Source organism: Halorubrum sp. JWXQ-INN 858 (assembly GCF_009806985.1).
GTDB lineage: Archaea > Halobacteriota > Halobacteria > Halobacteriales > Haloferacaceae > Halorubrum.
This window is the reverse complement of sequence record NZ_WUAX01000006.1, coordinates 279510-306261: the sequence shown is the minus strand read 5'-3', so window position 1 is coordinate 306261 and position 26752 is coordinate 279510. Positions and strand designations below refer to the sequence as shown.

General features: G+C 69.6%; 27 protein-coding genes. 8 read left to right on the top strand and 19 right to left on the bottom strand.

From position 1 onward, the window contains the following. Window positions 1–10: 10 nt before the first annotated feature. The 4 genes from GRS48_RS04820 to GRS48_RS04805 all read right to left on the bottom strand — a co-directional run bounded on the left by GRS48_RS04820 (window position 11) and on the right by GRS48_RS04805 (window position 2024). On the bottom strand, window positions 11–541 hold the full coding sequence (locus GRS48_RS04820; protein ID WP_159484066.1) for a hypothetical protein: 531 nt from the start codon (window positions 539–541) through the stop codon (window positions 11–13). An 85-nt stretch (window positions 542–626) separates the two neighbouring features. Further along, on the bottom strand, window positions 627–1205 hold the full coding sequence (locus GRS48_RS04815; protein ID WP_159484064.1) for a molybdenum cofactor biosynthesis protein B: 579 nt from the start codon (window positions 1203–1205) through the stop codon (window positions 627–629). Window positions 1206–1262: 57 nt separating this feature from the next. After that, on the bottom strand, window positions 1263–1676 hold the full coding sequence (locus GRS48_RS04810; RefSeq protein ID WP_159484062.1) for a hypothetical protein: 414 nt from the start codon (window positions 1674–1676) through the stop codon (window positions 1263–1265). A gap of 138 nt (window positions 1677–1814) precedes the next feature. Further along, on the bottom strand, window positions 1815–2024 hold the full coding sequence (locus GRS48_RS04805) for a hypothetical protein (RefSeq protein ID WP_159484060.1): 210 nt from the start codon (window positions 2022–2024) through the stop codon (window positions 1815–1817). Between the two features lie 288 nt (window positions 2025–2312). Here GRS48_RS04805 and GRS48_RS04800 point away from each other — a divergent pair, with 288 nt between their 5' ends. Then, window positions 2313–2885: a hypothetical protein gene (locus GRS48_RS04800; protein WP_159484058.1), complete on the top strand. Its 573-nt coding sequence runs from the start codon at window positions 2313–2315 to the stop codon at window positions 2883–2885. A gap of 176 nt (window positions 2886–3061) precedes the next feature. Here GRS48_RS04800 and moaA read toward each other — a convergent pair whose 3' ends face one another. Both moaA and GRS48_RS04790 read right to left on the bottom strand, forming a co-directional pair. Beyond that, entirely contained in the window at window positions 3062–4036 is a 975-nt protein-coding gene (moaA, locus tag GRS48_RS04795) for a GTP 3',8-cyclase MoaA (protein WP_159484056.1), read from the bottom strand. A gap of 146 nt (window positions 4037–4182) precedes the next feature. Continuing rightward, entirely contained in the window at window positions 4183–5058 is an 876-nt protein-coding gene (locus GRS48_RS04790) for a hypothetical protein (protein WP_159484054.1), read from the bottom strand. A gap of 370 nt (window positions 5059–5428) precedes the next feature. On the opposite strand from GRS48_RS04790, the gene GRS48_RS04785 reads away from it, so the two are divergent. Both GRS48_RS04785 and GRS48_RS04780 read left to right on the top strand, forming a co-directional pair. Next, on the top strand, window positions 5429–5980 hold the full coding sequence (locus GRS48_RS04785; RefSeq protein ID WP_159484052.1) for a hypothetical protein: 552 nt from the start codon (window positions 5429–5431) through the stop codon (window positions 5978–5980). Window positions 5981–6214: 234 nt separating this feature from the next. Further along, a complete protein-coding gene (locus GRS48_RS04780) occupies window positions 6215–7993 on the top strand; it encodes a methyl-accepting chemotaxis protein (protein WP_159484188.1) in 1779 nt (592 codons plus the stop codon). Here GRS48_RS04780 and GRS48_RS04775 read toward each other — a convergent pair. The 5 genes from GRS48_RS04775 to GRS48_RS04755 all read right to left on the bottom strand — a co-directional run bounded on the left by GRS48_RS04775 (window position 7984) and on the right by GRS48_RS04755 (window position 13465). Next, window positions 7984–8739 (bottom strand): bifunctional helix-turn-helix transcriptional regulator/GNAT family N-acetyltransferase, encoded by a 756-nt coding sequence (locus GRS48_RS04775; protein WP_159484050.1) that lies wholly within the window; start codon window positions 8737–8739, stop codon window positions 7984–7986. The two genes, GRS48_RS04780 and GRS48_RS04775, sit on opposite strands and share 10 nt — an antisense overlap. Before the next feature lie 105 nt (window positions 8740–8844). Next, window positions 8845–9276 (bottom strand): hypothetical protein, encoded by a 432-nt coding sequence (locus tag GRS48_RS04770; protein ID WP_159484048.1) that lies wholly within the window; start codon window positions 9274–9276, stop codon window positions 8845–8847. 4 nt (window positions 9277–9280) lie between these two features. Beyond that, a complete protein-coding gene (locus GRS48_RS04765; RefSeq protein WP_159484046.1) occupies window positions 9281–10942 on the bottom strand; it encodes an FAD-dependent monooxygenase in 1662 nt (553 codons plus the stop codon). After that, window positions 10935–12587 carry an electron transfer flavoprotein subunit alpha/FixB family protein gene (locus GRS48_RS04760; RefSeq protein ID WP_321168295.1) on the bottom strand — a complete coding sequence of 551 codons (1653 nt, stop codon included), beginning with the start codon at window positions 12585–12587 and terminating at the stop codon, window positions 10935–10937. The genes GRS48_RS04765 and GRS48_RS04760 overlap by 8 nt, the downstream gene beginning before the upstream one ends. Before the next feature lie 2 nt (window positions 12588–12589). After that, on the bottom strand, window positions 12590–13465 hold the full coding sequence (locus GRS48_RS04755) for an electron transfer flavoprotein subunit beta/FixA family protein (RefSeq protein WP_159484044.1): 876 nt from the start codon (window positions 13463–13465) through the stop codon (window positions 12590–12592). A gap of 196 nt (window positions 13466–13661) precedes the next feature. On the opposite strand from GRS48_RS04755, the gene GRS48_RS04750 reads away from it, so the two are divergent. After that, window positions 13662–14867: a PAS domain S-box protein gene (locus GRS48_RS04750; RefSeq protein ID WP_159484042.1), complete on the top strand. Its 1206-nt coding sequence runs from the start codon at window positions 13662–13664 to the stop codon at window positions 14865–14867. Here the strand turns inward: GRS48_RS04750 and GRS48_RS04745 are convergent. The 4 genes from GRS48_RS04745 to GRS48_RS04730 form a co-directional block, all read right to left on the bottom strand. Next, window positions 14822–15538, bottom strand: coding sequence for a thymidine kinase (locus GRS48_RS04745; RefSeq protein WP_159484040.1), 717 nt, complete (start codon window positions 15536–15538; stop codon window positions 14822–14824). The two genes, GRS48_RS04750 and GRS48_RS04745, sit on opposite strands and share 46 nt — an antisense overlap. Before the next feature lie 137 nt (window positions 15539–15675). Then, window positions 15676–16230 (bottom strand): DedA family protein, encoded by a 555-nt coding sequence (locus tag GRS48_RS04740; protein ID WP_159484037.1) that lies wholly within the window; start codon window positions 16228–16230, stop codon window positions 15676–15678. 93 nt (window positions 16231–16323) lie between these two features. Next, window positions 16324–17361 (bottom strand): amidohydrolase family protein, encoded by a 1038-nt coding sequence (locus GRS48_RS04735; protein ID WP_159484035.1) that lies wholly within the window; start codon window positions 17359–17361, stop codon window positions 16324–16326. A gap of 74 nt (window positions 17362–17435) precedes the next feature. Beyond that, window positions 17436–18671, bottom strand: coding sequence for an HD domain-containing protein (locus tag GRS48_RS04730; protein ID WP_321168294.1), 1236 nt, complete (start codon window positions 18669–18671; stop codon window positions 17436–17438). Window positions 18672–18785: 114 nt separating this feature from the next. Here GRS48_RS04730 and GRS48_RS04725 point away from each other — a divergent pair, with 114 nt between their 5' ends. Further along, window positions 18786–19184 carry a universal stress protein gene (locus GRS48_RS04725; RefSeq protein WP_159484033.1) on the top strand — a complete coding sequence of 133 codons (399 nt, stop codon included), beginning with the start codon at window positions 18786–18788 and terminating at the stop codon, window positions 19182–19184. A gap of 68 nt (window positions 19185–19252) precedes the next feature. Here the strand turns inward: GRS48_RS04725 and GRS48_RS04720 are convergent, their stop codons facing one another. Together GRS48_RS04720 and GRS48_RS04715 are read right to left on the bottom strand one after the other, a co-directional pair. Next, window positions 19253–19546: a helix-turn-helix domain-containing protein gene (locus tag GRS48_RS04720; protein ID WP_235027990.1), complete on the bottom strand. Its 294-nt coding sequence runs from the start codon at window positions 19544–19546 to the stop codon at window positions 19253–19255. Between the two features lie 159 nt (window positions 19547–19705). Then, window positions 19706–22687 carry a GAF domain-containing protein gene (locus GRS48_RS04715; protein WP_159484031.1) on the bottom strand — a complete coding sequence of 994 codons (2982 nt, stop codon included), beginning with the start codon at window positions 22685–22687 and terminating at the stop codon, window positions 19706–19708. Between the two features lie 173 nt (window positions 22688–22860). Here GRS48_RS04715 and GRS48_RS04710 point away from each other — a divergent pair, with 173 nt between their 5' ends. The 3 genes from GRS48_RS04710 (at window position 22861) to GRS48_RS04700 (ending at window position 26090) form a co-directional block, all read left to right on the top strand. Continuing rightward, window positions 22861–23259: a hypothetical protein gene (locus tag GRS48_RS04710; protein WP_159484029.1), complete on the top strand. Its 399-nt coding sequence runs from the start codon at window positions 22861–22863 to the stop codon at window positions 23257–23259. Window positions 23260–23350: 91 nt separating this feature from the next. Then, window positions 23351–24871, top strand: a complete 1521-nt coding sequence (locus tag GRS48_RS04705; RefSeq protein WP_159484027.1) for a deoxyribodipyrimidine photo-lyase — start codon at window positions 23351–23353, stop codon at window positions 24869–24871. A 577-nt stretch (window positions 24872–25448) separates the two neighbouring features. Further along, entirely contained in the window at window positions 25449–26090 is a 642-nt protein-coding gene (locus GRS48_RS04700) for a DJ-1/PfpI family protein (RefSeq protein WP_159484025.1), read from the top strand. A gap of 32 nt (window positions 26091–26122) precedes the next feature. Here the strand turns inward: GRS48_RS04700 and GRS48_RS15310 are convergent, their stop codons facing one another. Both GRS48_RS15310 and GRS48_RS04695 read right to left on the bottom strand, forming a co-directional pair. Beyond that, on the bottom strand, window positions 26123–26254 hold the full coding sequence (locus GRS48_RS15310) for a hypothetical protein (protein WP_255473053.1): 132 nt from the start codon (window positions 26252–26254) through the stop codon (window positions 26123–26125). Window positions 26255–26311: 57 nt separating this feature from the next. After that, window positions 26312–26713 carry a universal stress protein gene (locus GRS48_RS04695; protein WP_159484023.1) on the bottom strand — a complete coding sequence of 134 codons (402 nt, stop codon included), beginning with the start codon at window positions 26711–26713 and terminating at the stop codon, window positions 26312–26314. Window positions 26714–26752 lie beyond the last annotated feature (39 nt).

Below are 26752 nucleotides of genomic sequence, written 5' to 3'. Positions count from 1 at the left end.
AGGCGTCGCGTCACCGGCCGCCGCTCGCGTCCTCGTCGTCCGTGCTGCTCCCCTCGCCGGTGTTGCTCTCGTTGCCCGTGTCGCTTTCCTCGCCCGCGACCTCCTCGCCCAGCCGGGCGATCGCCCGGCGGAGCTCGGTGCGACGGTTCGAGGTCGCGAACCAGTCTTTCACCCTCGCCAACCGCCCGCCGAACGTGAACGTCGACCGTATCGTCACGCGCGTCAGGTCCTCATCGCCCGCCTCCTGGCGGGCCTCCGCGGGAGGGTCCGTGACGAGGACCGTCGTATGGAGCTCCGCGAAGAACCCCCCGTCGACGAGGTCGTACGCGTAGCCGTCGTCGACGGCGTCGACCGACAGCGTCATCGGAACGCGGTCGCTGCCCGCTTCGGCCACCGCCGTCACGATCCAGCCGTCGTCGGTCTCGTGCACGCTGTCGACCTCGTAGGTCCCTTCGAGCCGGACCAGCGCCGCCGGGTCGAGCGCGTCGAGGACGGTTTCACGCGGCGCACGGAGATCGGCCGTAACGTCCACCTGTCGCATGAGCGTGCTACGGACGGCGATCGTTTATATCACTGTATGACGGCGACGGTGCCGGCGCACTCCGGTCACCCCCGGCGCACTCCGATCACTCCCGGGTCGCCAACCCGACGAGGTGGCCGACTTCGGGGAGGAGGATCTCGTCGACGCCGAGCCGGACCGCGTTCTCCGACCCGGGGAGACAACAGACGATCGTTCCGTCGTCGACGCCGGCGATCGCGCGGGAGCCGATGGTTCGCGTCCCGACCTCCTCGTAGGAGAGCCGACGGAACAGCTCGCCGAAGCCCGGAAGCGCCTTCTCGAAGAGGTCGTCGACGGCCTCCGGGGTGATGTCGTCCGGCGTCACCCCCGTGCCGCCGGTCGTCACGACGACGTCAGTGTCGTCGCGGCGCGCCAGCCTGTCGATGGTGCCTTGAACGCTGTCGAACTCGTCGGGGATCAGCTCGCGGACCGCGACGTCGTGGCCGGCGTCCTCGAACGCGGACTCGAGGTAGTCGCCCGACGGGTCGTCGTCGATCGTCCGCGACGACGAAACGGTGACGACCGCGACCGAGACGGTCTCCGCGTCGTGATGGTGGTGGTCGTGTCCGCGGGCGTCGTCGTGGTGGTCGTGTCCGTGGGCGTCGTCGTGGTGATCGTGTCCGTCTTCGACCTCGTGGTCGCTCATGGGAACCCCTTCGGTCGTCGCGGGTAAAACCCTCCGTCGTTCGGGCTTCCGATCGACTCAGGGCCAGTCGTCGCGGGACGGCTCCTCGGTCGGCTCCTCGTCGACCTCGTCGGCGAGCGCCCATCCGGCGGCCTCGGCGGCGTCCTCGACGTGGAGGAACTCCCAACCGGTCGCCTCCGCGACCGCCTCGTCGTCGGCGTCGATGCCGACGAAGACGTGCCGGTCCGTGTCGAACTGCCGGGCGATGTTCTCGAGGCTCTCCTCGACGCCGCGAGGCCCGGAGAAGAAGTCCTGGCGAACCCGGTGTTTGCGGGTGAAGTTGGTGACGACGTACGTGGGCTTCTCGCTCACGACGCCGACGTACTCGGTCCACTGCCGGGCGCTGTTGAACACGGCGTTGGGGTTCGCGAGGGCCCGTAGCGCCTTCAACTCGAACGCCAGCGTCATGTCGCTGGATCCGCCACTGTCCATACCCGCGCTTTCGCGTGCCGGCCGAAAACAGCTTCGCTTCCCCGCCCATCGACGCGATCCGGCCACGGACGCCGTCTCACCGTCCACACGAGCCGCCCGTGGACGCCGCCTCATCCGCTCCCGACGTTCGCCGCCGGCTCAGCGCGCGCGAACGAGGTAGTACTCCGTGAACTTCACCACGTCGCCGTCGTCGAGATCGGCCGTCTCGGGGAGCGTCCGAGCTCGTCCGGCGAGTTCGACGACGGCGTCCTGGGTGTCGTCGGACAGTTCGTCGTAGTGGCGCACCCGAGCGTTCGGGGGAACGGTTCCGGTTCGACGCAGCCGTATCCGTCGTCCCTGTACTGACATGTGATACCATGCAACATGATCGATGATAAGGATTGCGGTCCACTGGGAACGTTCCTCGGCGCCGTGACGGGGCGTGTCCCGCTCTGGACCACGAGGTCGTCGCGAGGATTGTCGAATGTCACCTACGGAGAGATTACGTCGGATATCGCCAACCATACTCGTGGAACACGGAGGAACCGACCATCGCTCATCACCTCGTGGTTTTGGAGACTGTCGTGAAGTACGTCAGACGTTCGTCTCTCGGGGGGGCTTATAACAATCCGCGATCCGCCCGATCCGACGGTCGCAGTGACCACCAACGACAACGCCGACGACCGAACGGAGAACCGTGCACACAAGAACACCAGGCGTGGCTTCGTCACGCTCCTCGGGGCGGCGGGTACGATCGCGCTCGCCGGCTGTGGCGATACCGACGACGAGCCGCTTGACGACGACTTAGACGACGACCTGGACGACGACTTAGACGATGACCCGGATGACGGCCTAGACGACGACTTGGACGACGACTTAGACGATGACCCGGATGATGGCCTAGACGACGACCCGGATGATGGCCTAGACGACGACCCGGACGACGACCTAGACGACGACCCGGACGACGACCTAGACGACGACCCGGACGATGATCCTGAGGAGGATCCCGATGAGGATGATGACCTAGAGGACGACCCGGACGATGATCCTGAGGAGGATCCCGATGAGGACGACGACCTAGACGACGATCCTGACGAAGACGACGATCCTGAGGAGGATCCGGACGAGGATGACGACCCGGATGAAGATGACGACCCGGATGAAGATGACGACCCGGACGAGGATCCTGACGAGGATGACGATCCTGACGAGGACGACGAGGACTGATCCGCCCGTTTCGAGGGCCCGACACCTCAAGAAGAGCTCGTGAGATCGGGGGTGGGTGACCGTCCCCTGTGCCGGCGCGTTTTTTCGCTCGAATGCTCGGTAGCGAACCTCCGGTAGCGCTCTGTCCGCGGTCGGATCGGTTCTCCCGAGCGCTCAGGGGTACGCCCCGAAGCGATTCATACGGACGCCTTGAGGTACTCCTCGTTCAGTTCGTATTCGCCGTCGTCGTTCTCGATCAGGTACTCGCCGTAGTACGGTACCCGGTTCGCGACGACCGTCTCGAACGCCTCGGCGATCTCCGCCCGGGTCATCTCGCCCATCGACCGCAGGTCGTCGTTCCGGTTGAGACAGCCTTTCAAGTACCCTTCGTGGGTGACGCGAACGCGACCGCAGTTCGCACAGAAGTCGGCGTTCTCCACGGGGTCGACGATCTCGACCATTCCGTCGCCGACGAAGTAGCGCTTCCGGTCGTGCATCTCGCGGCGCTCGACGCGGTCGGCCTTCCCCGCGAGCCAGTCGTGGACCCGGCCGATGTCGACGTTCCACTCGGGCTTCCCGGTCAGCTCGGGCATGTACTCGATGAGCTGGAGCTGGAGCCCCTCGTTGTCGGCGACGTGGTCGACCATCTCCTCGACGTAGCCGGCGGTGTGGGTGAACACGACCATGTTGAGCTTCACGGGATCGAGCCCGGCGTCGACGGCGGCTTTGACGCCTTTTAACACCTGGTCGTACGCGCCGGACTTCGTCACCGCGGCGAAGTCATCGGGGTCGAGCGCGTCCTGTGAGACGTTCACCCGGTCCAGCCCGGCGGCCTTCAGGTCGACGGCGCGCCCCGGGAGGAACGTGCCGTTCGTCGTCATCGACGTCTCCATCGAGTCGGGGGTCCGTCGAACGATCTCCTCGAGGTCGTCGCGGAGCATCGGCTCCCCGCCGGTGAACTTCACCTTTCGGACGCCGTACCCCTCGACGACCTCCAGGAAGCGAACGACGTCGTCGGTGCTCATCTCGTTCTCGCCGGGATCCATCGGTCCACGCGTATCCCCCAGCCCCTCGTTGTGACAGTAGATACAGTCGAAGTTACAGCGGTCGGTGAGTGACACGCGAACCCCCGTCACCTCCCGTCCGAAGTCGTCCGCGAGTGGGCCGCTCATGGATCGAGGAAGCCACTACGAACGCTTAAGCGTCCGGGTCGATCCGGTGGTCGCGTAACGCGATCCGGTTGCGTTTGGGGCAGCGGGTGTGTTTCGGGCGTCGAGTGCGCTTCGAGCGTCGAGTGCGCTTCGAGCGCCGAAACGGATCACGCGGTCCCCGCGACACGTTCGAGCGCTTCCGGGTCGACGTCGGCCTCGAACAGCCGCGCGCCGCAGTCGTCACACGTCGCCGCGAGCACGTCGTACTGCCGGCAACAGGACTCGACGACGGTCGTTCCGAGCGTCACCGAACCGTCGCAGGTCGGACAGTCCTCCACGAACAGCCGGAGGCCACCGAGCAGCTCGCTGCGCTGTGCGGTGGGGAGCCCGGCCCATTCCCCCCACCGTTCGGCGAGCACCTCGGCGGCTGCCACGTCGACGATGAACGCCGATCGGGACTCCCACTGTCCGATCCATTCGCCGTCGAGGGCGGCCGCGAAGACGTAGCCGCGGTCGACGAGGTCGATCGAGTCGGCATCGACCTCGAGGAATCGCGCCAGCGCGGCCGCGTCGCCGTCGGCGTCGGCCAGTTCACGGGCGCGGTCGGTCCACGTCACATGGAACGCCGGCTCGAGCACGTAGTCGTCGACGGCAGGGTCATCGAACAGCACCCCTGCGTCCACGAGGCGGGCTCCGGGGTCGAACGGCGCACCCGTTTCGGCGTCGCCGCCGGACCCGCCCGCACCGGCCGCGACGGTCGCGGCCGTCGAGCGTGCCGGCCCCTTGTCGAACCACGCCAACACGCGGTCCGGGAGGTACCGCTTCGTCAGCGTCGGAGTCCCCGGCACGAGGTACCCACGGACCGAGATCGTCGCGACGGACGCGCCGAACACGAGCAGCGCGCCCGGGACCGACACCGTCGCGACGAGGAGGGCGATCGCCGCCGCGATCACGACGTTCACCGCGGTGCAGGGGAGACAGCGGTTCGGTCCGGTGTAGCGTGGATCCCGCAGCCATGCGGGAAGCGTGAATGACGTCGCCATGGCGCCATGGAGGCCACGATACGGCATAGTTATGGCACCCATACCGTCACGGCCCGCGTTCCATATACGTCTCCCGTGAACGGTCCGGTCCTCGAGCCCCAACCGTTCCCGGAGCGTCCCCTCCCCGTCAGGGGCCTCGATCCCGATCGTCACCGAAGGCGAGAATACCCAATGAAGTTATAACTCTCTCGTCAGAGAAACAGAGACGAGATATTTCGCCCGGTACGGACCTCATAACGCATCTATAGACAATCAATAGACACATGGATACTGTTAATACTTTTGACGATATTGTAGTAGCAAGCGGTTTCCTGCCGATCGGGGGGAGCCTGTGGAACGTTCTATGAGCCAAATCCAGTCATCCGAAACCGTGGACAGCGAGGGACCGAGCGACGAATCACTGGACGAGGAGGGCCCGGAAGCCATCTCGACGGACGAGGTGTTCGCCCTGTTGAGCAACGAGCGACGCCGGAGCGTGCTGCGGCACCTCTCGATGAACGGCGGGGAGGTACGCCTCCGCGAGCTCGCCACCACGATCGCCGCCGAGGAGAACGACGTCGAGCCGGTCGAGGTCACGTACGCCCAGCGCAAGCGGCTGTACACGTCGTTGTATCAGTCACACCTACCACGGATGGAACGGAGCGGCGTGATCGAGTACAACCGGAACAGCGGGGCCATCACCCTCGCGCCCGGGGCGGACACGTTCGACGCGTACCTCGAGGTCGTCGGCGACGACGAGTTCACGTGGTCGGAGTTCTATCTCGGGCTCGCCGGGCTCTTCGCCGCGGTTACGCTGGCGTACGCGACCGGGACGCCCCCGTTCAGTGCGCTCTCGGCGACGGTCGTGATGGGATCGTTCGCGCTCCTCCTCGCGGTGGCGGCGGTCGCCCACTTCCGATACACGCGGGCGAGCCAGTTGTAACGGGTCGGCGTCGTGCGCCTGTCACGGGTTCGATGTCCGTAATTCTGTAATCGACGTCCTTGCTCCCCGGCCCTCCAGTCCAGCGATCCGCCGATCCGAGAACCCGTCGTTATCACTTTCGATAATCGCAGCCGTGCTTTGATAGCCCGGTTCGATCGACGTTCGGGTATGACGTCGATTCGACGGACACGCTTCGGGCTCGCGGGACGCTACGAGGCGTTTCTTCGGCGGACGATGGACGTGTTGGGCGTCTCGGGATCGATCGAGCGCAAGGTCCTCGCCGCGGTCGGGATCCAGCTGCTCGTCACCGTCGGGATCTTCCTCGTCCCCTTCCTGTTCGCGGGCACCGTCTGGTACGTCCTCTCGGGCGTGCTGTTCTGTGCGGCCCTCGTCGCCGTCTACAACACGGTGCTGATCGTGCGGCGTGACTTCACGGAGCCGGTACGGGAGCTGGAGCGGCAGGCGGACGCCATCGCCGCCGGCGACGTCGGCACCCGGGTCACCGAGACGGACCAGGCCGACGAGATCGGTGCGCTTACCGCGTCGTTCGCGGACCTCCAGGGCTACCTCGAGACGGTCTCCTCGCAGGCGGACGCGCTCGCGGACCAGGAGTTCGACGACCCGTCGCTCGAGGCGGACGTCCCGGGCGCGTTCGGCGAGTCGCTCTCCCGCATGGCGGAGAACCTCGAAGCGTACACGACCGACCTCGAGACGCTCGTGACGGCGTTCGGCGATGCCACCGCCCGGGCGACCGAGGGCGACCTGACCGCGACGATCGACGCCGCTGAGCTGTCGGTCGAGCGGGACCGGTACATGGCGCTCGTCGAGGACTACAACCGGCTGGTCGAGACGCTCGGGGAGACGCTCGTCGAGGCGCAGGCGTTCACCGGGGGCGTCGCCGACGCCACCGACGACGTCACCGTGAGCATGGATGAGCTCGACGAAGCCAGCGGCGACGTGGCCCGCTCGGTGCAGGCGATCTCCGACGGGGCGACCGAACAGACCACGGACCTCCGGTCCGTCGCGGGCGAGATGAACACGCTGTCGGCGACCGTCGAGGAGATCGCGGCGTCGGCCAACGAGGCGGCACGAACGGCACAGGGGGCCGCGGATCGGAGCCGGTCCGGGCGGGAGGCCGCCGAGGACGCGATCGACGAGCTCGACCAGCTGGAGTCGCGGATCGCGGAGACGGCGGGCGCGGTCGAGGACCTGGCCGACCGCGTCGCGGAGATCGACGAGATCGCGTCGGTGATCGACGGCATCGCGGAGGAGACGAACCTCCTCGCGCTCAACGCCTCGATCGAGGCGGCTCGCGCGGGCGAAAAGGGGGCCGGGTTCGCGGTCGTCGCCGACGAGGTCAAGTCGCTCGCGGAGGAGGCCCGCGGCTCCGCGGCGGAGATCTCCGAGCGCATCGAGCAGGTACAGACGGCCACCGCGGAGACGACGGACGACGTCGAGACGATGGAGACGCAAGTGTCCGAGAGCGTCCACACCATCGAGACGACGCTCCGGGAGTTCGACGAGATCGTCGACGAGGTCACGACGGTTAACGGGACGATACAGGAGATAAGCGACGCGACCGACGACCAGGCGGGGACCACCGCGGAGGTCGTCGACATGGTCGACGACATCGCGGCGATCAGCGAGCGCACGTCCACGGAGGCGGAGAACGCGGCGGCGGCCGCCGAACAGCAGACGGCGACCGTCTCGACGGTGACCGAGAGCGTCCACGACGTCTCGGCGCGGTCGGACGATCTCCGGGCGCTGCTCGCGAGGTTCGAGGTCCCGAACGGGGACGAGCGGGCCACGGGCGGGACCGGAGATACAGGTGAGACCGCGGACGAGACCGGGGGTACAGGTGAGACGGCGGCCGGGACCAGGGCTACAGGTGAGACGGCGGCCGGGACCGAGGCGGTCGCGGACGGGGGCGACGGCTCGATGGAGTGGGTCGGCGAGTCGGCCGCGTCGATCGAGCCGCCGGGAGCGACGCGGGGCGGACCCGATCAGGACTGATCGCCGTCGGGCGACGCGATGGAGGCGGCCATCATCACCTCGTCGACGTACTCGCCGTCGATCCGGTAGTGGTCCTTCCGCGTCGCCTCCCGCGTCCAGCCGTGCGCCTCGAGGAACGAGACGGCGTCGGTGTTCGTCGCCGGCACGCTGTTGTACAGCTTCTCGAAGCCGTGTTCGCGGGCCCACGACGTCCCTTTTCGGAGGAGCGTCTCGCCGATCCCCCGACCGCGGTACTCCTCTAGGACGCCGACGGTGAGCCGCGCCGTGTGTTTCAGCTTGTCCGTCTCGGGGAGCTCGAGGTGGACCCAGCCGACCACCTGGTCCTCGACGGTCGCCACGAAGAACATCCGCGACTCGACCTCGTTGTTCCGGAGGATGATCTCCTCGTAGTCGAGGAGGTCCGCCACCGTCTCGGCCTCGATATAGGAGCCGTCCTTCGCCACCTGTCTGATGGCGCCGACGAGCCCCGTCAGGTCCGCCTGTCGGGCGGTCCGGATCGTAAACCGGGAGCGGTCGGACTCGTGGACGGTGCCGGCGTCGGTGTCGAAGGCGATCTCCAACTCGTCGCCGACCTTCCGAACGTAGCCGTCGCGGCGCAACACCGCGAGGTGGTGGCCGAACGCGGCCGGCTCGAAGCCGAGTTCCTGGCGGACGTCCTCCGCGGGTACGGAGCCGCGGCGTTCGACGTGCTCGTAGATGTCCTTTCGGTCCCTGTTCTCGATCGCGACGCGTCTGGCGAGCTCCATGCTGGTCGATACCACGGTGCGCTACTTAACGATTGCCACGAAAGAACGTGATAAACAACGTCGGGGAGGGCACAACAAGCGCGGCCCCCTAGCACACGCGAGCGGCTACCGGCGATGGAGTCCCGTCAACAGCGCGGCGACGTCGGTGATGTCGTGCGTGTCGAGGAGGACTTCGGCGGCCTCGCGGACGGTGACGTCGGGGTCGGCGTCCACGCCGTGACAGCCGGCGTAGACGGCGAGCCAGTCGCGGGTCGCGGCGTGTAGCCGGTCCATCTCCCGTTGGGAGAACCACACCCACTCGTCCGCGGTCCGGGCCTCCACGTAGGTCGCGACGACCGGCCCGAGCCCGTCGCGGGCGGCGACGAGCGCGGCCTCGTCGGGATCCGCGACCCGCGTCCCGGCGAGCCGGACGTCCCCGTCGGCCACGCGGTCGACGAACGGGCGGCCGTCGGGGGCGGGAGCCTCGTCGACGCACTCGCGCGCGTCGGTTGCCGCCGCCGCGAGGGTCGCGATCCGGTCGGCGTACGCTGAGGGCATTCGTTCACCCCTGTTCGTACTCGACGCCCTTGCCGCCGGCCGGGTGCTCCCACTCGGTGTCGGCGACGATCGCGCAGGTGCCACACTCGACGCACGGCTGGGTGTCGAGACTGACGAGCCGCTCCTCGCTCCCGTTCGTCCGGACCGTCTCCTCGCGGTAACAGCCGCCGCCGAACCCGACCGCGCTGACCGGACACGCCGTGACGGCGGTCCCGCTCGCCTCGAAGCTGTTGTCGACCAGCTCGATGTGCGGCTCGCCCACGTCGTACGTCAGGTCGCCGATCCGGTCGGCGAGATCCGGCGGCTCGACGTCGTTGTCGCCGGTCACCGGCTCGCCGAGCACCTCGCCGATCCGGGTCGGAAGCGTCACGTACGAGAAGCGCGTGTCCGGGACCATCCCGAGCAGGAACGGCGAGTTGAACGCCCGCTCTATCGCGCCGTCGAACGCCTTCAACCCCGCCGCCCCGATCGGCGACCGGATCACGGCGTCCCCGATCGTGCCGAGCAGGTCGCTCTCCGAGACCGACCGGGTCGCGCGGTAGCGTGCCGGCCGGAGCTGGTCCATGACCCCTTCCTCGTTGAGCTTCGCCTCGTACAGCTCGCCGGCCGCGGACGGGTCCCCCCGCGTCTTCGCGTCGGCGTACGCCTCGGCGGCGAGCCCGCCGGCGGTCACGGCGTGGTTCATCCCCTTGATGATCGGTCCCTGCGCCTGCATCTGGCCGGCGGCGTCGCCGACGAGAAGGAGCCGCCCGCGGTGCGGCGAGGGGTGAGCCACCTTCTTCGAGTCCGGGACGAGCTTCGCCGCGTACTCGCGCTCCTCGTACTCGCCCTGAAGCCACTGATCGAGCAACGGGTGCGTGAGCAGCGCGTCCAGCAGCTCGTGCGGCTCCGCCCGCTCGGCCGCGAGCGAGTCGAGGTGGAAGACCGTCCCGACCGAGAGCGAGTCCTCGTTGGTGTAGAGGAACCCGCCGCCGCGGACTCCCTCGAAGAGGTCGCCCGAGAACAGGTGTGCGGCCCCCTCGTCGTCGTCGATCCCGAAGCGGTCGGCGATCGCGTCGGGCTCCATCTCGACGACGGCTTTCACCCCCTGGAACCAGTCGTCGGGCTCGTCCCAGTCCATCAGGCCGGCGTCGCGGGCCAGCTCGGAGTTCACCCCGTCGGCCGCGACGATGAGGTCCGCGGTGATGGGGTCGAGCTCGTCGCAGGTGACGCCGACGATCTCCCCGTTCTCGCGCAGCAGCCCGTTCACGCGGACCTCGGTGAGCAGCCCCCCGCCCGTCTCGCGGGTGAGTTCGTGGACGCGCTCGGCGAGCCACGAGTCCATCTTCCGGCGCAACACCGCGTCACACCAGTCCGTGTCGTGGCGGTGGATCCGTCCCAGGTCGAACGTCTTCACGTCCCGTCCCGAGACGTTGTGGATGTAGTAGTCGTCCACGGGGCGTTCCGAGGCGGCCTCGCGGAAGTCGGGGAACAGCGAGTCGATCGTGTACGGGGCCGACTCCTCCGCGTAGATCAGCCCGCCCGAGACGTTCTTCGAGCCGGCGTCGACGCCGCGTTCCAACACGAGCGTCTCGACGCCCTGCCGTGCCAATGCCGCCGCCGCGGCGGCCCCGCCGGGACCCGCCCCGACGACGACCGCTTCGTAGTGTTCGTGATCGTCAGTCATCGCTTGCCTCCGCCGCTACCGCCGCCAGGTTCCCGCTCTCTACCGCCGCCGTCAGCCGCGGGAGCACCTCGAAGAGGTCCCCCTCGATGAAGTAGTCCGAGAAGCCCCGGATGTCCGCGTCCGGGTCGTCGTTGATCGCGATGATCGTGTCCGACTCGTCCATCCCGACCTTGTGTTGTACCGCGCCGGAGATGCCGGCCGCGATGTAGACGGCGGGTTCGACGACCTGCCCGGACTCGCCGATCTGCCGCTCCTCGGAGACGTAGTCCGCGACGTGGCCCCCGAACTGGTACGAGGCCGTGATGACCCCTCGGGAGAGTCCGAACGCCGCGTCGTCGAACGCGTCGACCAGCTCGAGCCCGAGCTCGATCCCCTTCGTCGGGTCGGTCCCGATCCCGCGGCCGAGCGCGACCACCACGTCGTGGCCGGTGAGGTCGACGCCGCCCTCCAGCCGGTCGTGGTCGACGATCTCGATCTGGAACCACTCGTCGGGTAACTCGAGGTCGTGTTCCACGAGCTCGCCCTCCCGGTCCGGGTCCGGATCGGGGAGGTCGAACGCGCCGGGAATGACGCTCGCGCCCTGCGGGTGGAAGTCCCGGTGCGGCTTGTCGATACAGAGGATCGTCGAGTACTCGAACCCGGAGAAGTCCGGCCGGGGCATGTGGAGGACCCGATCGAACGCCACGCTGTCGCCGGGTATCCCCGTCTTCGCCGGGTTCGAGATCATCGCCTCGTCGATGTACAGGTCCGAGCAGTCGGACGCGAGCCCGGAGTCGAGCTCGCCCTGCACGAGCGCGGAGAGGTCGCGACCGTTGTTCGTCGCCGGGAAGACGGTGTATCGCGGCTCGTGGTAGTCGCGCCAGTCGACGTCGAAGTCGCGACACATGTGCGCGAACAGCTCCGTGTACGGCTTGTGGCGGAACCGTTCGAGCCGCTCGTCCTCGTGGTAGACGACCCGGTCGGCCCCGTACGCGATCGCCTCCTCGGCGAGATCGACGACGTCGTCGCCGATGACCACGGCGATCACCTCCTCGGGGGTCCCGTCCTCGTCGCCGCCGTACCCCTCCTCGCCGTTGTACTCGTCCATCAGCTCGCGAGCCTTCCCGAGCAGTTCCTTCGAGACGTCGATCAGCTCGCCCTGTTGGGTCTCACAGTACACCCACATGTCGCGATACGTCTCGCCGGAGGTGCCCTCGACGTACTGTTTGTCCGCGGTCGGGTGGTCGAGGTCGGGGTACTTCTCCTCGGGCGGCACGTACTCGACCTCGCCGTCGCCGCCCTCGCTGCCCTCGACGGCCTCGATCCGGTTTTCGATCTGCGTGATCGCTCCCGAGCGGTCCTTCCCCTCCCGTTCGCGTTCGAGCAGCCCCCGCAACACCGCGGCGTCGTCGACGTCCCGGACCATGTTGGCCACGTCCGCGATGGTGAGTTCGGCGAGGTCGACGTCGCCGGGGTCGGCGTCCTCCTCCTCGTCCGCCGCGCGGAGCTTCTCGATCCGGCTCTCGATGAGCGTTCTGACCGGCCCCCGGTCCTCGCCGTCGGCCTCGAGAGCGAGCATCGCCTCCAGCTCCTCGACGTCGTCGATCCCGTTCACCTCCGGACCGAGGTCGGCGATCTCGTGGTCGGTCGGGTCTATCGTGGGCACGGTTAGTCACCCCCCGCGAACGGCTGGAGCTCCTCGAGGACCGTCTCCATCCCCGCGCCGTCGTCGGGCGAGACGTGCGTCGCCTCCCGTTCGTCGGGCCCTTTCGGGATCGGGTCGACGCCCGCGACGATCGTCGGCGAGCCGTCGAGCCCGATGAAGTCCGGATCGAGGTTGAGGTCCTCGTGGTTCCAGACGGTAAGCACCGCCTCCGGGTCCTCGGCCCGCCGCTTCGTCTCCTCGCGCAGGTCCTTGTATCGCAGCCGGTGGTCGGCTTTCGGGTAGCTCGCCTCGAACTCGGGGTCGGTCACGACGAACGCCGGGAGGTCGGTTTCGACGGTCTCGACCTCGGTGACGTCGCCTTTCACCAGCCGCTTCGCGCGCAGCGTCCCGGCGTCGGGGTCGACGTCGAGCGAGACGACGTGGGTGACGAGCGTGCGGTCGGGAAGCGCGTCGTTCATGTGGTGACACCAGTTCGTCTGCGGGCCGGTGTGGCCCGTCTCCCCGTCGGCCGTCTTGAACCCGGCCACGACGAGGTCGGGCGTCGGCTCCAGCCGCGAGATGCCGGTGGTGACCGTCATCGCGGTCGCCCAGGTGTCCGCCGCGGCCATCTCCCGGTCGGACAGGAGGTAGAGGTCGTCGGCGTACACCTCCTCCATGCCCTGTCGCAACACGTCCGTGTATCCGGGCGGGCCCATGCTCAGAAGCGAGACGGTGCCGCCGTGGCGGACCTTCCCTTGGAGGGCCGCCCGCAGTGCGAGCTCGTCGTTCGGGTTCATAACGGTGGGCGTCTTCCCGCGTTCGAGGTGACCGTCCTCGTCGAACGACACCTTCCCCTCGCGGAAGTCGGGGACGCCCTTCGTCAGTACGACTGTGTACATTGATCACTCCTCACATTGGCGCGTTGGTTCGATCCCTAATAGTTGTTTGTGTGGTATGTTTCGCGGGGGTGCGGATTACGCTCGGTTTCGGCACGGGGAGATCCCGTTTCGGCACGGACGACCCCCGTTTCCGCCGTCGAGCCGGAAACAGTCACCGATACAAACATATATGTGATCGCCGACGCGGACGGACTGTATGCACGGGGCCGATCCTTACGGGCAGTCGCCCGGGCGGCCGTCCGCGGTTCGGCTCCTCCACGTCGACGACGAGCCGGACTTCGCGGAGCTCACCGCGGCGTTCCTCGCCCGGGTCGACGGCTCGTTCACGGTCCGGACCGAGGCCAGCCCCCGGGCGGCGCTCGAGGCGCTCGTCGACGAGCCGTTCGACTGCGTCGTCAGCGACTACGACATGCCCGGGATGAACGGGCTGGAGTTCCTCGAACGGGCCCGCGAGATCGATTCGGAGATCCCGTTCGTGCTGTTCACGGGGAAGGGGAGCGAGGAGATCGCGAGCGAGGCGATCTCGGCGGGCGTGACCGACTACATCCAGAAGGGAACGGGAACGGACCAGTACGCCGTGCTCGCCAACCGGGTCCGGAACGCGGTCGAGCAGTACCGTTCGCGGCGCGCGCTGGCCGCGAGCCAGGAACGCCTCTCGCGGTTCATCGACCAGTCGCCGCTGGGCACGATCGAGTACGACGAGCGGTTCCGGATCGTCCGCGTGAACGCCGCCGCCGAGTCGATCCTCGGCTACGACGCCGACGACCTCGTCGGGGGGACGTGGCTGCCGTTCGTCCCGGAGGAGGCGCGCCGGCACGTCGCGGAGGTGGAGCGACAGCTCCTCGCGGAGGCGGGCGGCTACCGGAGCGTGAACGACAACGTGACCGCGACCGGCGAGCGGATCCGTTGCGCCTGGCATAACCAGGTGGTGACCGACGCGGACGGAGCGGTCATCAGCGTCGTCTCACAGTTCGAGGACATCACCGAACGGGAGGCGAGAAAACGGGAAATAACGCGGACGAACGCCGTTCTCTCGACGATCTGCGACACCCTCCCGGTCGGGATGCTCGCGGAGGACGCCGACCGGCGCGTCATCGCGATTAACCAACAGCTCTACGACCTGTTCGACATCGACGGGGCGCCGGCGGACGCCGTCGGCGCGGACTGCGAGCGCTTCGCGGAACGGGTCGGCGGCGCGTTCGCCGACCCGGAGGGGTTCGTCGACCGGATCGCGACGGTCGTCGCCGAGCGCCGCCCCGTCCGGGACGAGCGGCTCCCGCTGGCGGACGGGGGCGCGTTCCGACGGACGTACCAGCCGATCGACCTCCCCGACGGACAGGGACACCTCTGGGTGTATCAGGAGGCGTCGGGCGATGATCCGCCCCCGCCGGACGACGACTGATCCACGTCTGCTGACGACTGCCCCGTGCCTGCTGACGACTGCCCCGCGTCGGGACGTTCCCGGCGGCGGTCGTCTCCGCCCCGCTCGCCCGTCCGAAGCACGTGGCAGTCGCGACACCGCGCCTCGTAGGACTCCTCGGCCCCGACGAGTATCGTCGGGTCGTCGACGTGGGCGGGCTCGCCGCCGATCAGTCGCTGGTTCCGTGTCGCCGGCTCGCCACAGCACGAACAGATCGCTCGCAGTTTGTCGACGTACTCCGCGACCGCCATCAGCCGCGGCAGAGGTTCGAACGGCTCGCCGCGGAACGTCTGGTCGGTTCCCGTGACGATGACCCGTGCGCCGCGGTCCGCGAGCGCGTTGCACGCGTCGACGAGCGCGGGCGAGAAGAAGTTCGCCTCGTCGATCGCGACGACCGCCGCGTCGCCGGCGTCGTCGACGATCGCCAGCGGGCCGTCGCCTTCGGCGTCGACGACCGTCGCCTCCCACTGACGGCCGTTGTGCGTGCCGATCGTCGCCTCGCCGTAGCGATCATCGATCGCTGGTTTATAAACGGCGACGGACTGTTCGGCGATCTCCGCCCGCCGGAGCCGCCGGAGGAGCTCCTCGGTCTTCCCGGAGAACATCGACCCGGAGACGACCTCGATCCACCCGGATCGGGTGATGGCGTGCATGCGGTATCGGCGTCGAGCCAACGACTAAACGGTTGCTCTCCGCCCCCGTCACGTCGACCTCATCACCGCCGACGGCGGCCGGCCCCGTCCGATCGGCACCCGATCGCCGCCGGCCCGACGCGTTCTGCCGTCGGCGGTCAGCCGCCCGGCGCGAACCCGACGACGGTGACCGCCCCCCGGGCGATCGCGGTGAGCAGGACGAGATAGCCGACGTTGCCGACCGTCGCGAACGCGAGGAACCGCCAGCGAGGATAGCCGCTCAGCCCGGCCGGGACGGCCATCAGGCTCCGGATCCCCGGAACCGCGTTCGTGACGGCGATCCCGGCCCCACCGAAGCGATCGAACAGCCCGCTCACGACGTCCATCCGTCGCTGGCCGATACGCCTCTTCACGACGGCGGGGATCCGGTCGACGTACGGAACCGCCCGCCGGATCCCGACGAACTCCGGGCTGTCCTCGTTGAAGCCGCGGTAGATGGTCCACTGGCCGAGCGTGGCGGCGATGACGCATCCGGCCGCGACGGCCACGAGCACGGCGTTTTCCGGGGCGACCAGCGCCACGTACGCGACGTACAGCGCGGCCGGCGGCGTGACCTTCCCGACGATCATCCCGTCGACGTAAAACAACAGCAGGATCAGGGGCACGCCGAGCGCCTGCAGGAGCACACCGGTTCCGGTGGCGCTCGGGAGCATACCGGAGCGCACGGGCTTCCCACGCTTCAATCTGTGGCTCGCCTCTCGAGCGGCCCCGCGGTCGGCTACTCGGCCCGACCCGTGGCTACCGGCTCACCCGAGGACGACGCGCTCGACGTCGGCCGCCCCCGCCCGGCGGACGATCGCCCGGACGAGGTCGCGTGCACCGGCGAGGTTGTCGGAGTCGCCGTCGAGCACGAGGAGGCGGGCGTCGGCTCCCTCCTCGATGACGCCGCGGTTGAGCCCCGCGATCGCCGCCCCGTTGACCGTCGCCATCCGGAGCACCTCCCTCGCGGGCAGGTCCGCGAGCTTGGCGGCGAACTCCATCTCGCGGAACATCGACGGCGAGTCGAGCATCACGTTGTCGGTGCCGAGCGCGACCGTGGTGCGCTCGACCAGCTCGCGGATCGGGGGGACCCCGACGTTCGTCACGAGGTTGGACCGCGGACAGACGACGACGGGCGTCCCGCGGTCCGCCAGCCGGTCGAGGTGGATCGCCTCGGCGTGGACCATGTGAACGAGGAAGTCGGGCTCGAGGTCCATCGCGGGGTTAACGTCGTCGGCGTCGCGCTCGCCCGCGTGGATCCCGAACAGCTTCCCCGCCCGCCGGGTCTCGGAGCGAACGGCGTCGAAGTCGGCGTCGCGCGCGCCGGACGCGCCGTAGCCGTCCGCGACCGACAGGACGTCGGGGTCGTCGCGACCGAACACGACCGCCTCGACGTCGCGCTCGCCGAACGGGACGCCCTCGCCGGCCAGCGCGTCGCGGAGGGCCGCGACGCCGTCGACGCCCCCCTCGCGGAACTCGAGGAACGTGCCGGTTCCGGTCGACTCCATGTAACGGAGGGTCCGCGCCATCGCGGCCACCTTCTCCTCGTGGCTCGCCGCCCGGAGGAGCCGGTGTTTGAGCCCGTCCGGCGGGGCGACCAGCTCGTCGAGCGAGAGCCCCTCGCCGGCCTCCTTGGCGATGGAGTCGCCGATGTGCGTGTGTGCGTTGACGAACGCCGGGAGGACCACGTCGTCGCTGTCGGTCTCGCACTCCTCGATCGCGACGATCTCCCCGTCTGCGACGACGACCCGCCCCTCGACCGGCTCGAACCCGCGCCCGACCAGTACGGTCCCCTCGACGTGCATACGCGGGTGGTCGACAGCGGGGGGTTAAAACGTCACGACCCGCGACGACCCTGCCGTCCCCTCCCGTCCGGCGGTCACTCGAACTCGTCGAGGGTGGTCGACATCCCCCGCCGCACCTCGCTCACGAGCCCGTCGGGGTCGAGGTCCAACACGTCGGCGGCGGCTCGCCCGACCCGGTCGGTCGCCGGCGCGGGGGCGTACACGCCGAGCCGCCACTGGTTCCGCTGGACGGTCCGGAGCGCCGAGACGAGCGGCGACTGTCGCTCCAGCCGCCGGACCTCCCCGTTGACGGTCACGCGGGCGCTCGACTCCCGCATCGAGGGCTCCGGCGGGACGTCGAGCACGACGGCGTCGCGATCGACGCCGGCCTCCGCGGCGATCTCGCGTTCGAGCGCGACGATGGTTTCGTGCTCCGCGTCGTGGACCCGCTCGGGGACGTCGTCGTACTCCGCCCAGACCGCCAGCTTGTAGAGGTCCCGCTCGTCGTACCGCCGGGCGATCGGCGCGGTGTCCGGACACGAGCGGAGCGCGACGAGGAAGTCGTGGTCGTCCATGCGACGGAGCTCCGCCGCCGTCGTCTCCGTCGCGTCGAGCAGCGTCGCCGCCCCGTCACGCAGCATCGCCTTCGAGATCCGCGCGACGTGGTGGGTGTAGACGACCGGGTTCATCAGCGCGCGCGCCAGGAGGAGGCTCTCGGCGGTCTGGACGTTCCCCTCGTCCAACACGAGCCGGGGCCCGTCGCCGTCGACCGTCGTGAACGCCAGCTCACGGACGAATCGCTCGGTGTCTATCGTCCCGTACGGGACGCCGGTGTGATACGCGTCGCGCACGAGGTAGTCCATCCGATCGACGTCGAGTTCACCCGAGACCAGCCCCGCGTAGCGCCCCTCGCCCGCGACGAGGCCGGCGATCCGGGACGGGTCGAGGTCGTGGTCGCGGAGGACGTCGCCGACCGCGCCGCGGGCCAACAGCCCCTCGACGTCGTCGTGGTACTTCCCGGTCCGGCGGTGGGTGAGCGCCTCCAGGTTGTGGCTGAACGGGCCGTGTCCCACGTCGTGGACCATCGCGGCCGCCTCGATCCGGTCGGCCCGCTTGCCGCCGATCCCGAGGTGCTCGAGCGCCTGCCGCGCGAGGTGGTAGACGCCGAGGCTGTGCTCGAACCGCGTGTGGTTAGCCGACGGATAGACGAGCTGGACCGTGCCGAGCTGTTTGACGTGCCGGAGCCGCTGTACCGCCGGCGTGTCGAGGAGGTCGGCGGCGACGCCGTCGATCTCGATGTGGTCGTGGACGGTGTCTTTGATCGTTATCACGACCGCCCGTTCGTCGGCATCGGGTAAAAACAGGGGCGCGAAGGTCGGCGCGGTCGCCCTCCCCCACGTGTCCTCCCACGATCACTTATGTGCCGGTCGATCGAACGGGGAGGTATGTATCGAGTACTCGTGGGGATCGATGTCGACGAGGACCGAGCGATCGCACAGGCCGAGGCCATCGCGGCCCTCCCCGCCGCGAGCGAGGACGTGACCGCACACCTCTGTCACGTGTTCGGCGACAACCCCGAGGGCGCGTCGGTCCACCAGCTGGCGGCCGTCCGCCGGGCGCGGACGCTCCTCGAGGACGCGGGCGTCTCCTGTGTCCACTACGAGGCCAGCGGGAGGCCGGCGGAAGAGCTCGTCGCGGCCGCCGAGGACATCGACGCCGACGCTATCTGTCTCTCCGGGCGCAAGCGGTCGCCGGCGGGGAAGGCGGTGTTCGGGAGCGTGACCCAGGGGACGATCCTCACGAGCGACCGCCCGGTGTTCGCCGTCCCCGGCCCGACGAAGTAAGGCGACCGCGCCGCCCGGGAAGGGACTGAGCGGAACAGGCATCCGACCGCCGGGCAAGATCCTCGGCGTCAGTCGTCGACGGGGGCCGTCCGCACGGCGGCCGTCGGGTCGGGATCCGACTCGGAGTCGGGACCCGGGGCCGTCTCGTACACGGACCGGCGGGCGTCGGTGGGGCAGAATCCCTCGTCGACCAGCTCGGCCGCCGAGAGCTTCTCGACGGCGAACCGGACGGTCCGCGTCGACAGCCGCGTCTCGGCGGCCAACCCCGTCTGATCCAGACGTCCCTCGGCGTCGAGAACGTAGTACACCAGCTTCGCGCTCGGGGGAAGCGACGCGAGTCGCTCGGATGCGCGCTCGTCCATGTTCCCGATGCGAGTTCCGCCGGGTTAACCGTGGCTCGGCCGTGCACCCGTCGCGCACGACAGTCGCGAACCGCTTCGTTCCCGTCCCGTCTCCGCCCCGTCTCCGCCCCGTCTCCGCCCCATATCCACCCCCATCTCCGCCCCGACGGCCATCCGCTCTCAGTCGGCCGTCAGGAACTCGAACCGTGCACCGTCGTCGTCGTCCACGGTCACCGTCCACCCGTGTGCGGCCGCGATCTCGCGGACGATCGCGAGCCCGAACCCCGTGCCGTCGTCGCGGCCGCTGACGCCGTACTCCATCGCCCGCTCGGGGTCGACGTCGAACCCGGGTCCGTCGTCGGCGACGTAGAACCCGGCCTCACCATCGAGGGGCCCGACCGTCACCCGGACCGCGGGGTCGGCGTCCGTCGCGGCGTGTTCCACCGCGTTCCGGAAGAGGTTCTCGAACAGCGTGCGGAGCCGCTCGGGGTCCGCCTCGACCGACGCGTCCGGGTCGCGGGCGTCGAGGTCGGCCGTTCCGGTTTCGACGGTCCGCCACGCCTCGGTCGCCGCCGCCGCGAGCGCGACCGGCTCCCGGTCGTTGACGGTCCTCCCCTGCCTGGCCAGCGCGAGCAGGTCGTCGATCAGTCGGCTCATCCGGTCGTGCGCGTCGGCGACACGGTCGAGGTCAGCCCGGACGTCGGCGCCGTCGACCCGCTCGCGTGCGAGGTCGAGCCGCCCCATGGCGACGTTGAGGGGGTTGCGGAGGTCGTGTGAGACGACGCCGGCGAACTTCTCCAGCCGGTCGACCTCCCGTTCGAGCGCCGCGTCGCGCTCGTGGAGCTGTTCGGTCCGCTCCGCGCGGTCGAGCGCGACCGCCACGTTCGCGGCGAGGACGCGCGCGAGCTGGACGTCGGTGTCGTCGAAGAAGTCGGGCTCCGTCGACCCGAACGGCATCACCCCGTGATCGTCCAGCGGGACGACGAGGAGGCTCCGGAGGTCGCCGTACTCGACGGCGGTGTCGATCCCGTCGAGGTCGTCGACGACCGCCGGTTCCTCCGTCCCGAAGGCGTCCCAGATCACCCCGTCCCCGGGACCGAACGCCGGACGGTCGCCGATGACGGCGGTCGCCTCGCGGCTGATCGCCGTCGGTTGCAGCGTCCCGGCCGCCGGGTCGTACAGCCGGACCCCGCTACTGGGGAACCCGAGGGTGTCGATCGCGGCACGGGTGGCGACCCACGCGACCGCCTCCCGGTCCTCCGCGAGGAACATCTCCCGCGTCGTCTCGTGGAGCCCGCGGAGCGTCCGCTCGATGCGCTTCTGCTCGCCGATGTCGGCGTAGACGGCGTACACGAGGACGCCGTCGCTCCGCTCGGTGGGGATCACGTTCAACAGGAAGTCCCGAGCGCCGTCGGTCGTCACCCGCCTGACTTCCCACTGGGTGGGCTCGCCGACCTCCGCGGCCGGCCCGGGGCGCAGCCGCCGCCCGTCCTCGGGGATCAGCTCGTCGACCAGCGTGGCGTGTGGCTCCTCGTCGGCCGCGAACCCGAACGTCGACTCGAACGCCTCGTTCGTCGCGTCCAGCGTCTTCTCGCCGTCCGGATCGATCGCGACCCGGGCGATCGGGACCGGGACGTTGTCGAACAGCGCGGCGAGCCGGTCGCGTTCGGTCCGGAGGTCGGTCTCGGTCAGGATCTGCTCTATCGCGTCCCCGGCGTGTGAGGCGATCAGCTCGGCGAACTCGACGTCGGTCCCGTCGAACTCCCCGATCCGGCTCGACACCGCCTGGAACACCCCGTGTTCGCCGATCGGCACGCTGATCGCCGAGCGGAGGTCGTCCGCGACCGGGTCGGCCGCGTTCGCGTCCGCACTGTGTTCGTCGTGGAAGTCGTCGATGACGAACGTCCGTCGCTCGGCGACGGTCCGCCCGGCGATCGCCTCGCCGACCTCGAACCGGCGGACCTCCGAGGACGTGACGTCCCGTGAGAGCGCCGCCGGATAGACGTAGTCGCCCTCGCGGCGTGCGGTGATACACCGGTCGAACTCCAGGATCCGCTCGGCGGCGTCGACGACGTGTTCGAACACCGCCGCGACCGTCGTTGCGGTCGACACCGTCGACGCGAACTCGTGGATCGCCGTGACCTTCCGGTTGATCTCCGTGAGCTCGGTTTCGACGCCGACTCGGTCGCTGACGTCCCGGAGGACGCACGCGAGGGCGTCCTCGTCCCCCCGAACGCGACTCACGCGGCTCTCGCACTCGACGACCCCGCCGTCCGCCGTCCGGACGAGGACGTCGAACCCGACCGGCTCGTGGCTTTCGTGAGCGCCGGGTTCGTGGCCGTCGTGAGTTCCGGGTTCGTGGCCGTCGTGAGTTCCGGGTTCGTGGCCGTCCCCCTCGCCGGCAGCCGACCGGAGCGCGGTCGGCGGCGGTCCCTCGAACAGCGTCGCCGGATCGCTGCCGCGGAGGTCGGACGCGGGCGCGCCGGTGAGCCGGCAGAGCGCGCGGTTCACGTACGCGATCCGCCCCCTCCCGTCGAGGGTGAAGACGGGGTCTCGAAGCGTCGCGAGGACGGTCTCGTACCGCCCGATCGTCTCGCCGCGGGCCCGCGAGCGGGCCTCGGCGCGGCGGCGCAACAGGGCGTTTTCCACCCGGTTGGCGAGCACGGCGTACTGGTCCGTTCCCGTCCCCTTCTGGAGGTAGTCGGTCACGCCCGCCGAGATCGCCTCGCTCGCGATCTCCTCGCTTCCCTTCCCCGTGAACAGCACGAACGGAACGTCGCCGGCGACGGACCGAACGTCCCGGAGGAGTTCGAGCCCGTTCATCCCGGGCATGTCGTAGTCGCTGACGACGCAGTCGACGCGGCGCTCACAGATCGACTCCAGCGCGTCCTCGGGGGCCGTCGCCGTGACCGTCTCGACGCCGTCGAGGATCCGCTCGAGGTAGGTCGCCGCGAGGTCGGCCGCGCCCGGCTCGTCGTCGACGACGAGGACGGTGCCCGGATCCGTGTCTCCATCTCCCCAGGCGACCCCGTCCCCGCTCGATCCCCTTCGGTCGTCCCGGCTCCATCCCGCCCGATCGCCCCCGCTCGTCGCAGGGGCGTCGGGGGGATCGGAGGTGTCCCGCCGGTCGGCATCGGACTCGTCCGATCGGGGGCCATCCATACGGGCGTACACCACGCGGGACGGTTATGAACCTTCCGTGCGGGCGGCAAGGCCCCGTGCGAACGACAGGGTCCCGTGCGGGCGGCATGACGGTCTTCGGACCGCCGCCCGATCGGGAACTCCGTTCCCGGAGACCTCCGCGTTTTAAGGGTTCGTACGGCGGACCCGTACGCATGACTCGATTCGATGCCGCGACGGAGACGGAGCGGCTGAAGCTGTTCGCGGACGCCGCGACGGCCCACCGGAGCCGGTCGAGCGCGGTGATGACCGTCGACGTCGACCCCGACAGCGACGTCACCGACGGCGGCGAGGTCCCGCCGTGGATCCAGCTCGCCGGCACGGAGGTCGTCCTGGACTGCACCGACGCGGAGCTGGAGCGGCTGAAGTCGCTGCTCGGGTCGTTCCCCGAGTTCCGGATCGACGAGCTCGTCAGCCCCGAGGACGCCGAGGGGACGAACGCGGTCGTCACCGCCCGGTCGGACGCGAACCGCGTCGCCGGCTTCATCGAGCGCGCGTTCCGGGAGGTGTACGGGCTCGAGGACGGGTACAAGGCGTGGGTGACGCAGATCTGAACTCGAGCGAACCGACCGACTCCACCGGTCGCGCTACCGCCCTCACCGCCGTTCCCGATGGATTCAGGAGCGTGCCGTCCGCAGGTGACGCATGGAGCTGTTCTGGCACCGGCGGGACCTACGCGTCGCCGACAACGTCGGGATCGCGGCCGCCGTCGACCGATCCGCCGTCGCCCCCGTCTTCGTCTTCGACGACGACGTGCTCGCGCACGCGAGCGACGTCCGGGTTCGACGACTGCTCGACGGGCTGGCGGCGCTCAGGGCGGCCTACCGCGAGCGCGGGAGCGACCTGCTCGTCGCCCGCGGCGACCCCGCGACGGTCCTGCCGGCGCTCGCCGACCGGCTCGGCGCGGACGGGGTCGTGTGGAACCGCGATTACTCCGGGCTCGCGCGGGAGCGCGACGCCCGGGTCCGCCGGGCGCTGAACGAGGTCGGTGTCCCCCGAGAGGCCCACCACGACGCGGTGTTGCACACGCCGGACGCGATCCGGACGAACGCGGGCGACCCCTACTCGGTGTACTCGTACTACTGGAAGAAGTGGCGGGACCGCGAGAAGGCGGCCCCCCGACCGGCACCCGACGCCGCCGACCTCGTCGACGCCGGGACCCTTCGTGACGCGGTCCTCGACGGGAACGGGGACGGGGTCGACGGCGGCGACGCCCTCGACAACGGCGGGAACGGCCTCGACGGGGACGCCACGGTCGCGGTCGGTGACCTCCCGAGCGCGTCGGCGCTCGGGTTCGCCGAGCCGGACGCCGACCTCGGTCCGGCCGGGACCGACGCGGCGCGCGAGCGCCTCAAGGCGTTCCTCGACGCGGACGTGTTCGCTTACGCGGCCGACCGCGACTACCCGGTCCGGAACGGGACCTCGCGGCTCTCGACGTTCCTCAAGTACGGCGAGATCGGCGTCCGCGAGGTGTACGCCGCCACCGAGCGCGCGAGGGACGCCGCCGCGGACCGGCCGGAAGACGACGCGGACGAGTCCGTCGCGGAGTTCCAGGGCCAGCTCGCCTGGCGGGAGTTCTACACGCAGGTGCTGTACCACAACCCCGAGGTGGTGACGGCGAACTACAAGTCGTACGAGGAGGGGATCGAGTGGCGCGACGAACCCGCGGAGATCGCGGCGTGGAAACGGGGCGAGACGGGGTACCCCATCGTCGACGCGGGGATGCGCCAGCTCCGCGCGGAGGGCTTCATGCACAACCGCGTGCGGATGATCGTCGCCTCCTTCCTCACGAAGGACCTGCTGGCCGACTGGCGGCACGGCTACGACCACTTCCGCGAGCTGCTCGCCGACCACGACACCGCCAACGACAACGGCGGCTGGCAGTGGGCCGCCTCGACGGGCACCGACGCGCAGCCGTACTTCCGGATCTTCAACCCGACCACGCAGGGCGAGCGGTACGACCCCGACGCGACGTACATCACGGAGCACGTCCCCGAGCTCCGCGGCGTCGACGCCGACCTGATCCACGAGTGGCCCGACCTCATGGCCGTCCAGCGGGCGAACGCGGCCCCCGAGTACCCGGACCCGATCGTCGACCACGGCGAGCGCCGCGAGGCGGCGCTCGCGATGTACAAGCGGGCGCGCGGCGAGGACCCCGAGGAGTGAACCGACGGTCGGAGGGCTCGAGCGGTCCGGCAGTCGGACGATCCGGACGGCTCGGGCGATCCGGTGGTCGGACGGCTCGGACGGCCCGGATGGCTCGGACGGCTCGGACGGCCCGGACGAGCCGAATGGACGAACGGGCCGACTCCCCACCCCCTTATAAACCGTCCTGAACCGGTCGCGCAGACCTTATAAAAAGCGTCCGACCGACGCGGCGGAGGCGGCGTCCCTGATAAACGGCCGTGGCGCGCGCGACTCCCGAGGGCGACCGTCGGGAGCCCTCGGACGCGCGCGAGGGAGGCAGTCGGACCGCCGTCGAGCGGCTCCGACGGCGGTCCGCTGCCGAGGTTGGGGAGGTTCGAGGTGCGGTCGCGGTACGCCACCGCCGTGGCGCGTCGTTGGGCGCCCCGGACCCCCACCGAAACCCTGCCTCCACTTATAAGTACCTTCGATGCTCCTGCGTCCCGTTTATAAACGTCGTCGACGGTCCCCCCGTCGATCCGTCCCGATCCCGGGACGGTCTCGCGGCCGTCGTCGCCGCGTGGGCAACGCACTTGACGGCCGCGGGCCTACCGGTGGCATGAACGTCGACGTGCTGCTGTACGACGGGTTCGACGAACTCGACGGGATCGGCCCGTACGAAGTGTTCGACTACGCCGGCGGCTACCTCGCCGAGGACGACGCCGACGGGCGCTCGCTCGCCGTCCGGTACGTGACGCTCGACGAACGCGACTGGGTGACCGCGAGCCACGGGACGCGCGTCGGGATCGACGGCGTCCTTCCGGACCCGTCCGCCGCTGACGCGCCGGACCTCCTCGTCGTCCCCGGCGGCGGCTGGACCGCCCGCGACGAGGACGCGAGCGCGTGGGCGGAGGCGAAGAAGGGCGACGTCCCGCGCGCGCTGGCGGAGTACCACGATGCCGGGGTCCGGATCGGCACCGTCTGTACCGGCGCGATGTTGCTCGCCGAGGCCGGGATCACCGACGGCCGCCGGGCGATCACCCACGCGAGCGCGGTGGCGGAGCTCCGCGACTCCGGCGCGGAGGTGGTCGAGGCCCGCGTCGTCGACGACGGCGACCTCGTGACCGCGGGCGGGGTCACCTCCGGGATCGACCTCGCCTTATACCTCGTCGAGCGGGAGTTCGGCGCGCCGCTCGCCGAGCGGATCGCGACGGTCATGGAACACGAGCGGCGGGGCACGGTCGCGGACGACCCCGCCTGACCGGTTCGAGGTCGAACGGCCAGCCGACGGCGCTACAGCAACGTCCGGGTGTAGAGGAGCAGCAGGACCGAGATGAGGGAGACGAGCACGATCCATCCGATGATGATGATCCCGATCTGTCGCATCGTGAGTTCCTGCCCGCTGAGGATATCGCCGATTCCCATGCACGCCGGAACGGCCACTCGTGATATAAAAGATCGGCTTCGGCTCGGCGTCGCCGGTCACCCGTCGACGGTGACGACCGTACAGTCGAGCTTCTCGCGGAGGAACGCGTCGATGTCGGGGTCCGAGAGCAGCTTCTGGACCATCCGCCGCCACCGTCCCGCCTGCTTCGAGCCGATGACGACGACGTCGGCCCCCTCGGCGGCGATCTCCTCGAGGATCGTCTCCTCGACGAGGAACCCTCGGCGGACGACGTAGCGGGCGCGTTCGAGCGGGCCGATGCGCCGCTCGACGGCCCGCTTCAGCTCCGTCCGCGTGACGTGGCGGCTGTTCTGGTACAGGTCCACGTGGAGGACCGTCAGGTCCGCGTCGCGCTCCGTGGCGATACGGGTGGCCTCGCGGAGGGTCGCCTCCGAGTGCGACGACGGCGGGTACCGTACCGGCACCACGACCAAGCTCATACCGAACGGTTGGACGCTGTATATAAATATACTGTCGAT

Excerpts from the sequence above, each read along its gene's own strand:
- GRS48_RS04815 (WP_159484064.1), bottom strand. The coding sequence starts at position 1,205 with ATGAGCGACCACGAGGTCGAAGACGGACACGATCACCACGACGACGCC.
- GRS48_RS04780 (WP_159484188.1), top strand. The coding sequence starts at position 6,215 with ATGGACGTGTTGGGCGTCTCGGGATCGATCGAGCGCAAGGTCCTCGCC.
- moaA (WP_159484056.1), bottom strand. The coding sequence starts at position 4,036 with ATGAGCGGCCCACTCGCGGACGACTTCGGACGGGAGGTGACGGGGGTT.
- GRS48_RS04725 (WP_159484033.1), top strand. The coding sequence starts at position 18,786 with ATGTATCGAGTACTCGTGGGGATCGATGTCGACGAGGACCGAGCGATC.
- GRS48_RS04820 (WP_159484066.1), bottom strand. The coding sequence starts at position 541 with ATGCGACAGGTGGACGTTACGGCCGATCTCCGTGCGCCGCGTGAAACC.
- GRS48_RS04740 (WP_159484037.1), bottom strand. The coding sequence starts at position 16,230 with ATGCTCCCGAGCGCCACCGGAACCGGTGTGCTCCTGCAGGCGCTCGGC.
- GRS48_RS04775 (WP_159484050.1), bottom strand. The coding sequence starts at position 8,739 with ATGGAGCTCGCCAGACGCGTCGCGATCGAGAACAGGGACCGAAAGGAC.
- GRS48_RS04695 (WP_159484023.1), bottom strand. The coding sequence starts at position 26,713 with ATGAGCTTGGTCGTGGTGCCGGTACGGTACCCGCCGTCGTCGCACTCG.
- GRS48_RS04715 (WP_159484031.1), bottom strand. The coding sequence starts at position 22,687 with ATGGATGGCCCCCGATCGGACGAGTCCGATGCCGACCGGCGGGACACC.
- GRS48_RS04765 (WP_159484046.1), bottom strand. The coding sequence starts at position 10,942 with ATGACTGACGATCACGAACACTACGAAGCGGTCGTCGTCGGGGCGGGT.
- GRS48_RS04755 (WP_159484044.1), bottom strand. The coding sequence starts at position 13,465 with ATGTACACAGTCGTACTGACGAAGGGCGTCCCCGACTTCCGCGAGGGG.
- GRS48_RS04810 (WP_159484062.1), bottom strand. The coding sequence starts at position 1,676 with ATGGACAGTGGCGGATCCAGCGACATGACGCTGGCGTTCGAGTTGAAG.
- GRS48_RS04750 (WP_159484042.1), top strand. The coding sequence starts at position 13,662 with ATGCACGGGGCCGATCCTTACGGGCAGTCGCCCGGGCGGCCGTCCGCG.
- GRS48_RS04705 (WP_159484027.1), top strand. The coding sequence starts at position 23,351 with ATGGAGCTGTTCTGGCACCGGCGGGACCTACGCGTCGCCGACAACGTC.
- GRS48_RS04700 (WP_159484025.1), top strand. The coding sequence starts at position 25,449 with ATGAACGTCGACGTGCTGCTGTACGACGGGTTCGACGAACTCGACGGG.
- GRS48_RS04770 (WP_159484048.1), bottom strand. The coding sequence starts at position 9,276 with ATGCCCTCAGCGTACGCCGACCGGATCGCGACCCTCGCGGCGGCGGCA.
- GRS48_RS04805 (WP_159484060.1), bottom strand. The coding sequence starts at position 2,024 with ATGTCAGTACAGGGACGACGGATACGGCTGCGTCGAACCGGAACCGTT.
- GRS48_RS04710 (WP_159484029.1), top strand. The coding sequence starts at position 22,861 with ATGACTCGATTCGATGCCGCGACGGAGACGGAGCGGCTGAAGCTGTTC.
- GRS48_RS04745 (WP_159484040.1), bottom strand. The coding sequence starts at position 15,538 with ATGCACGCCATCACCCGATCCGGGTGGATCGAGGTCGTCTCCGGGTCG.
- GRS48_RS04720 (WP_235027990.1), bottom strand. The coding sequence starts at position 19,546 with ATGGACGAGCGCGCATCCGAGCGACTCGCGTCGCTTCCCCCGAGCGCG.
- GRS48_RS15310 (WP_255473053.1), bottom strand. The coding sequence starts at position 26,254 with ATGGGAATCGGCGATATCCTCAGCGGGCAGGAACTCACGATGCGACAG.
- GRS48_RS04790 (WP_159484054.1), bottom strand. The coding sequence starts at position 5,058 with ATGGCGACGTCATTCACGCTTCCCGCATGGCTGCGGGATCCACGCTAC.
- GRS48_RS04735 (WP_159484035.1), bottom strand. The coding sequence starts at position 17,361 with ATGCACGTCGAGGGGACCGTACTGGTCGGGCGCGGGTTCGAGCCGGTC.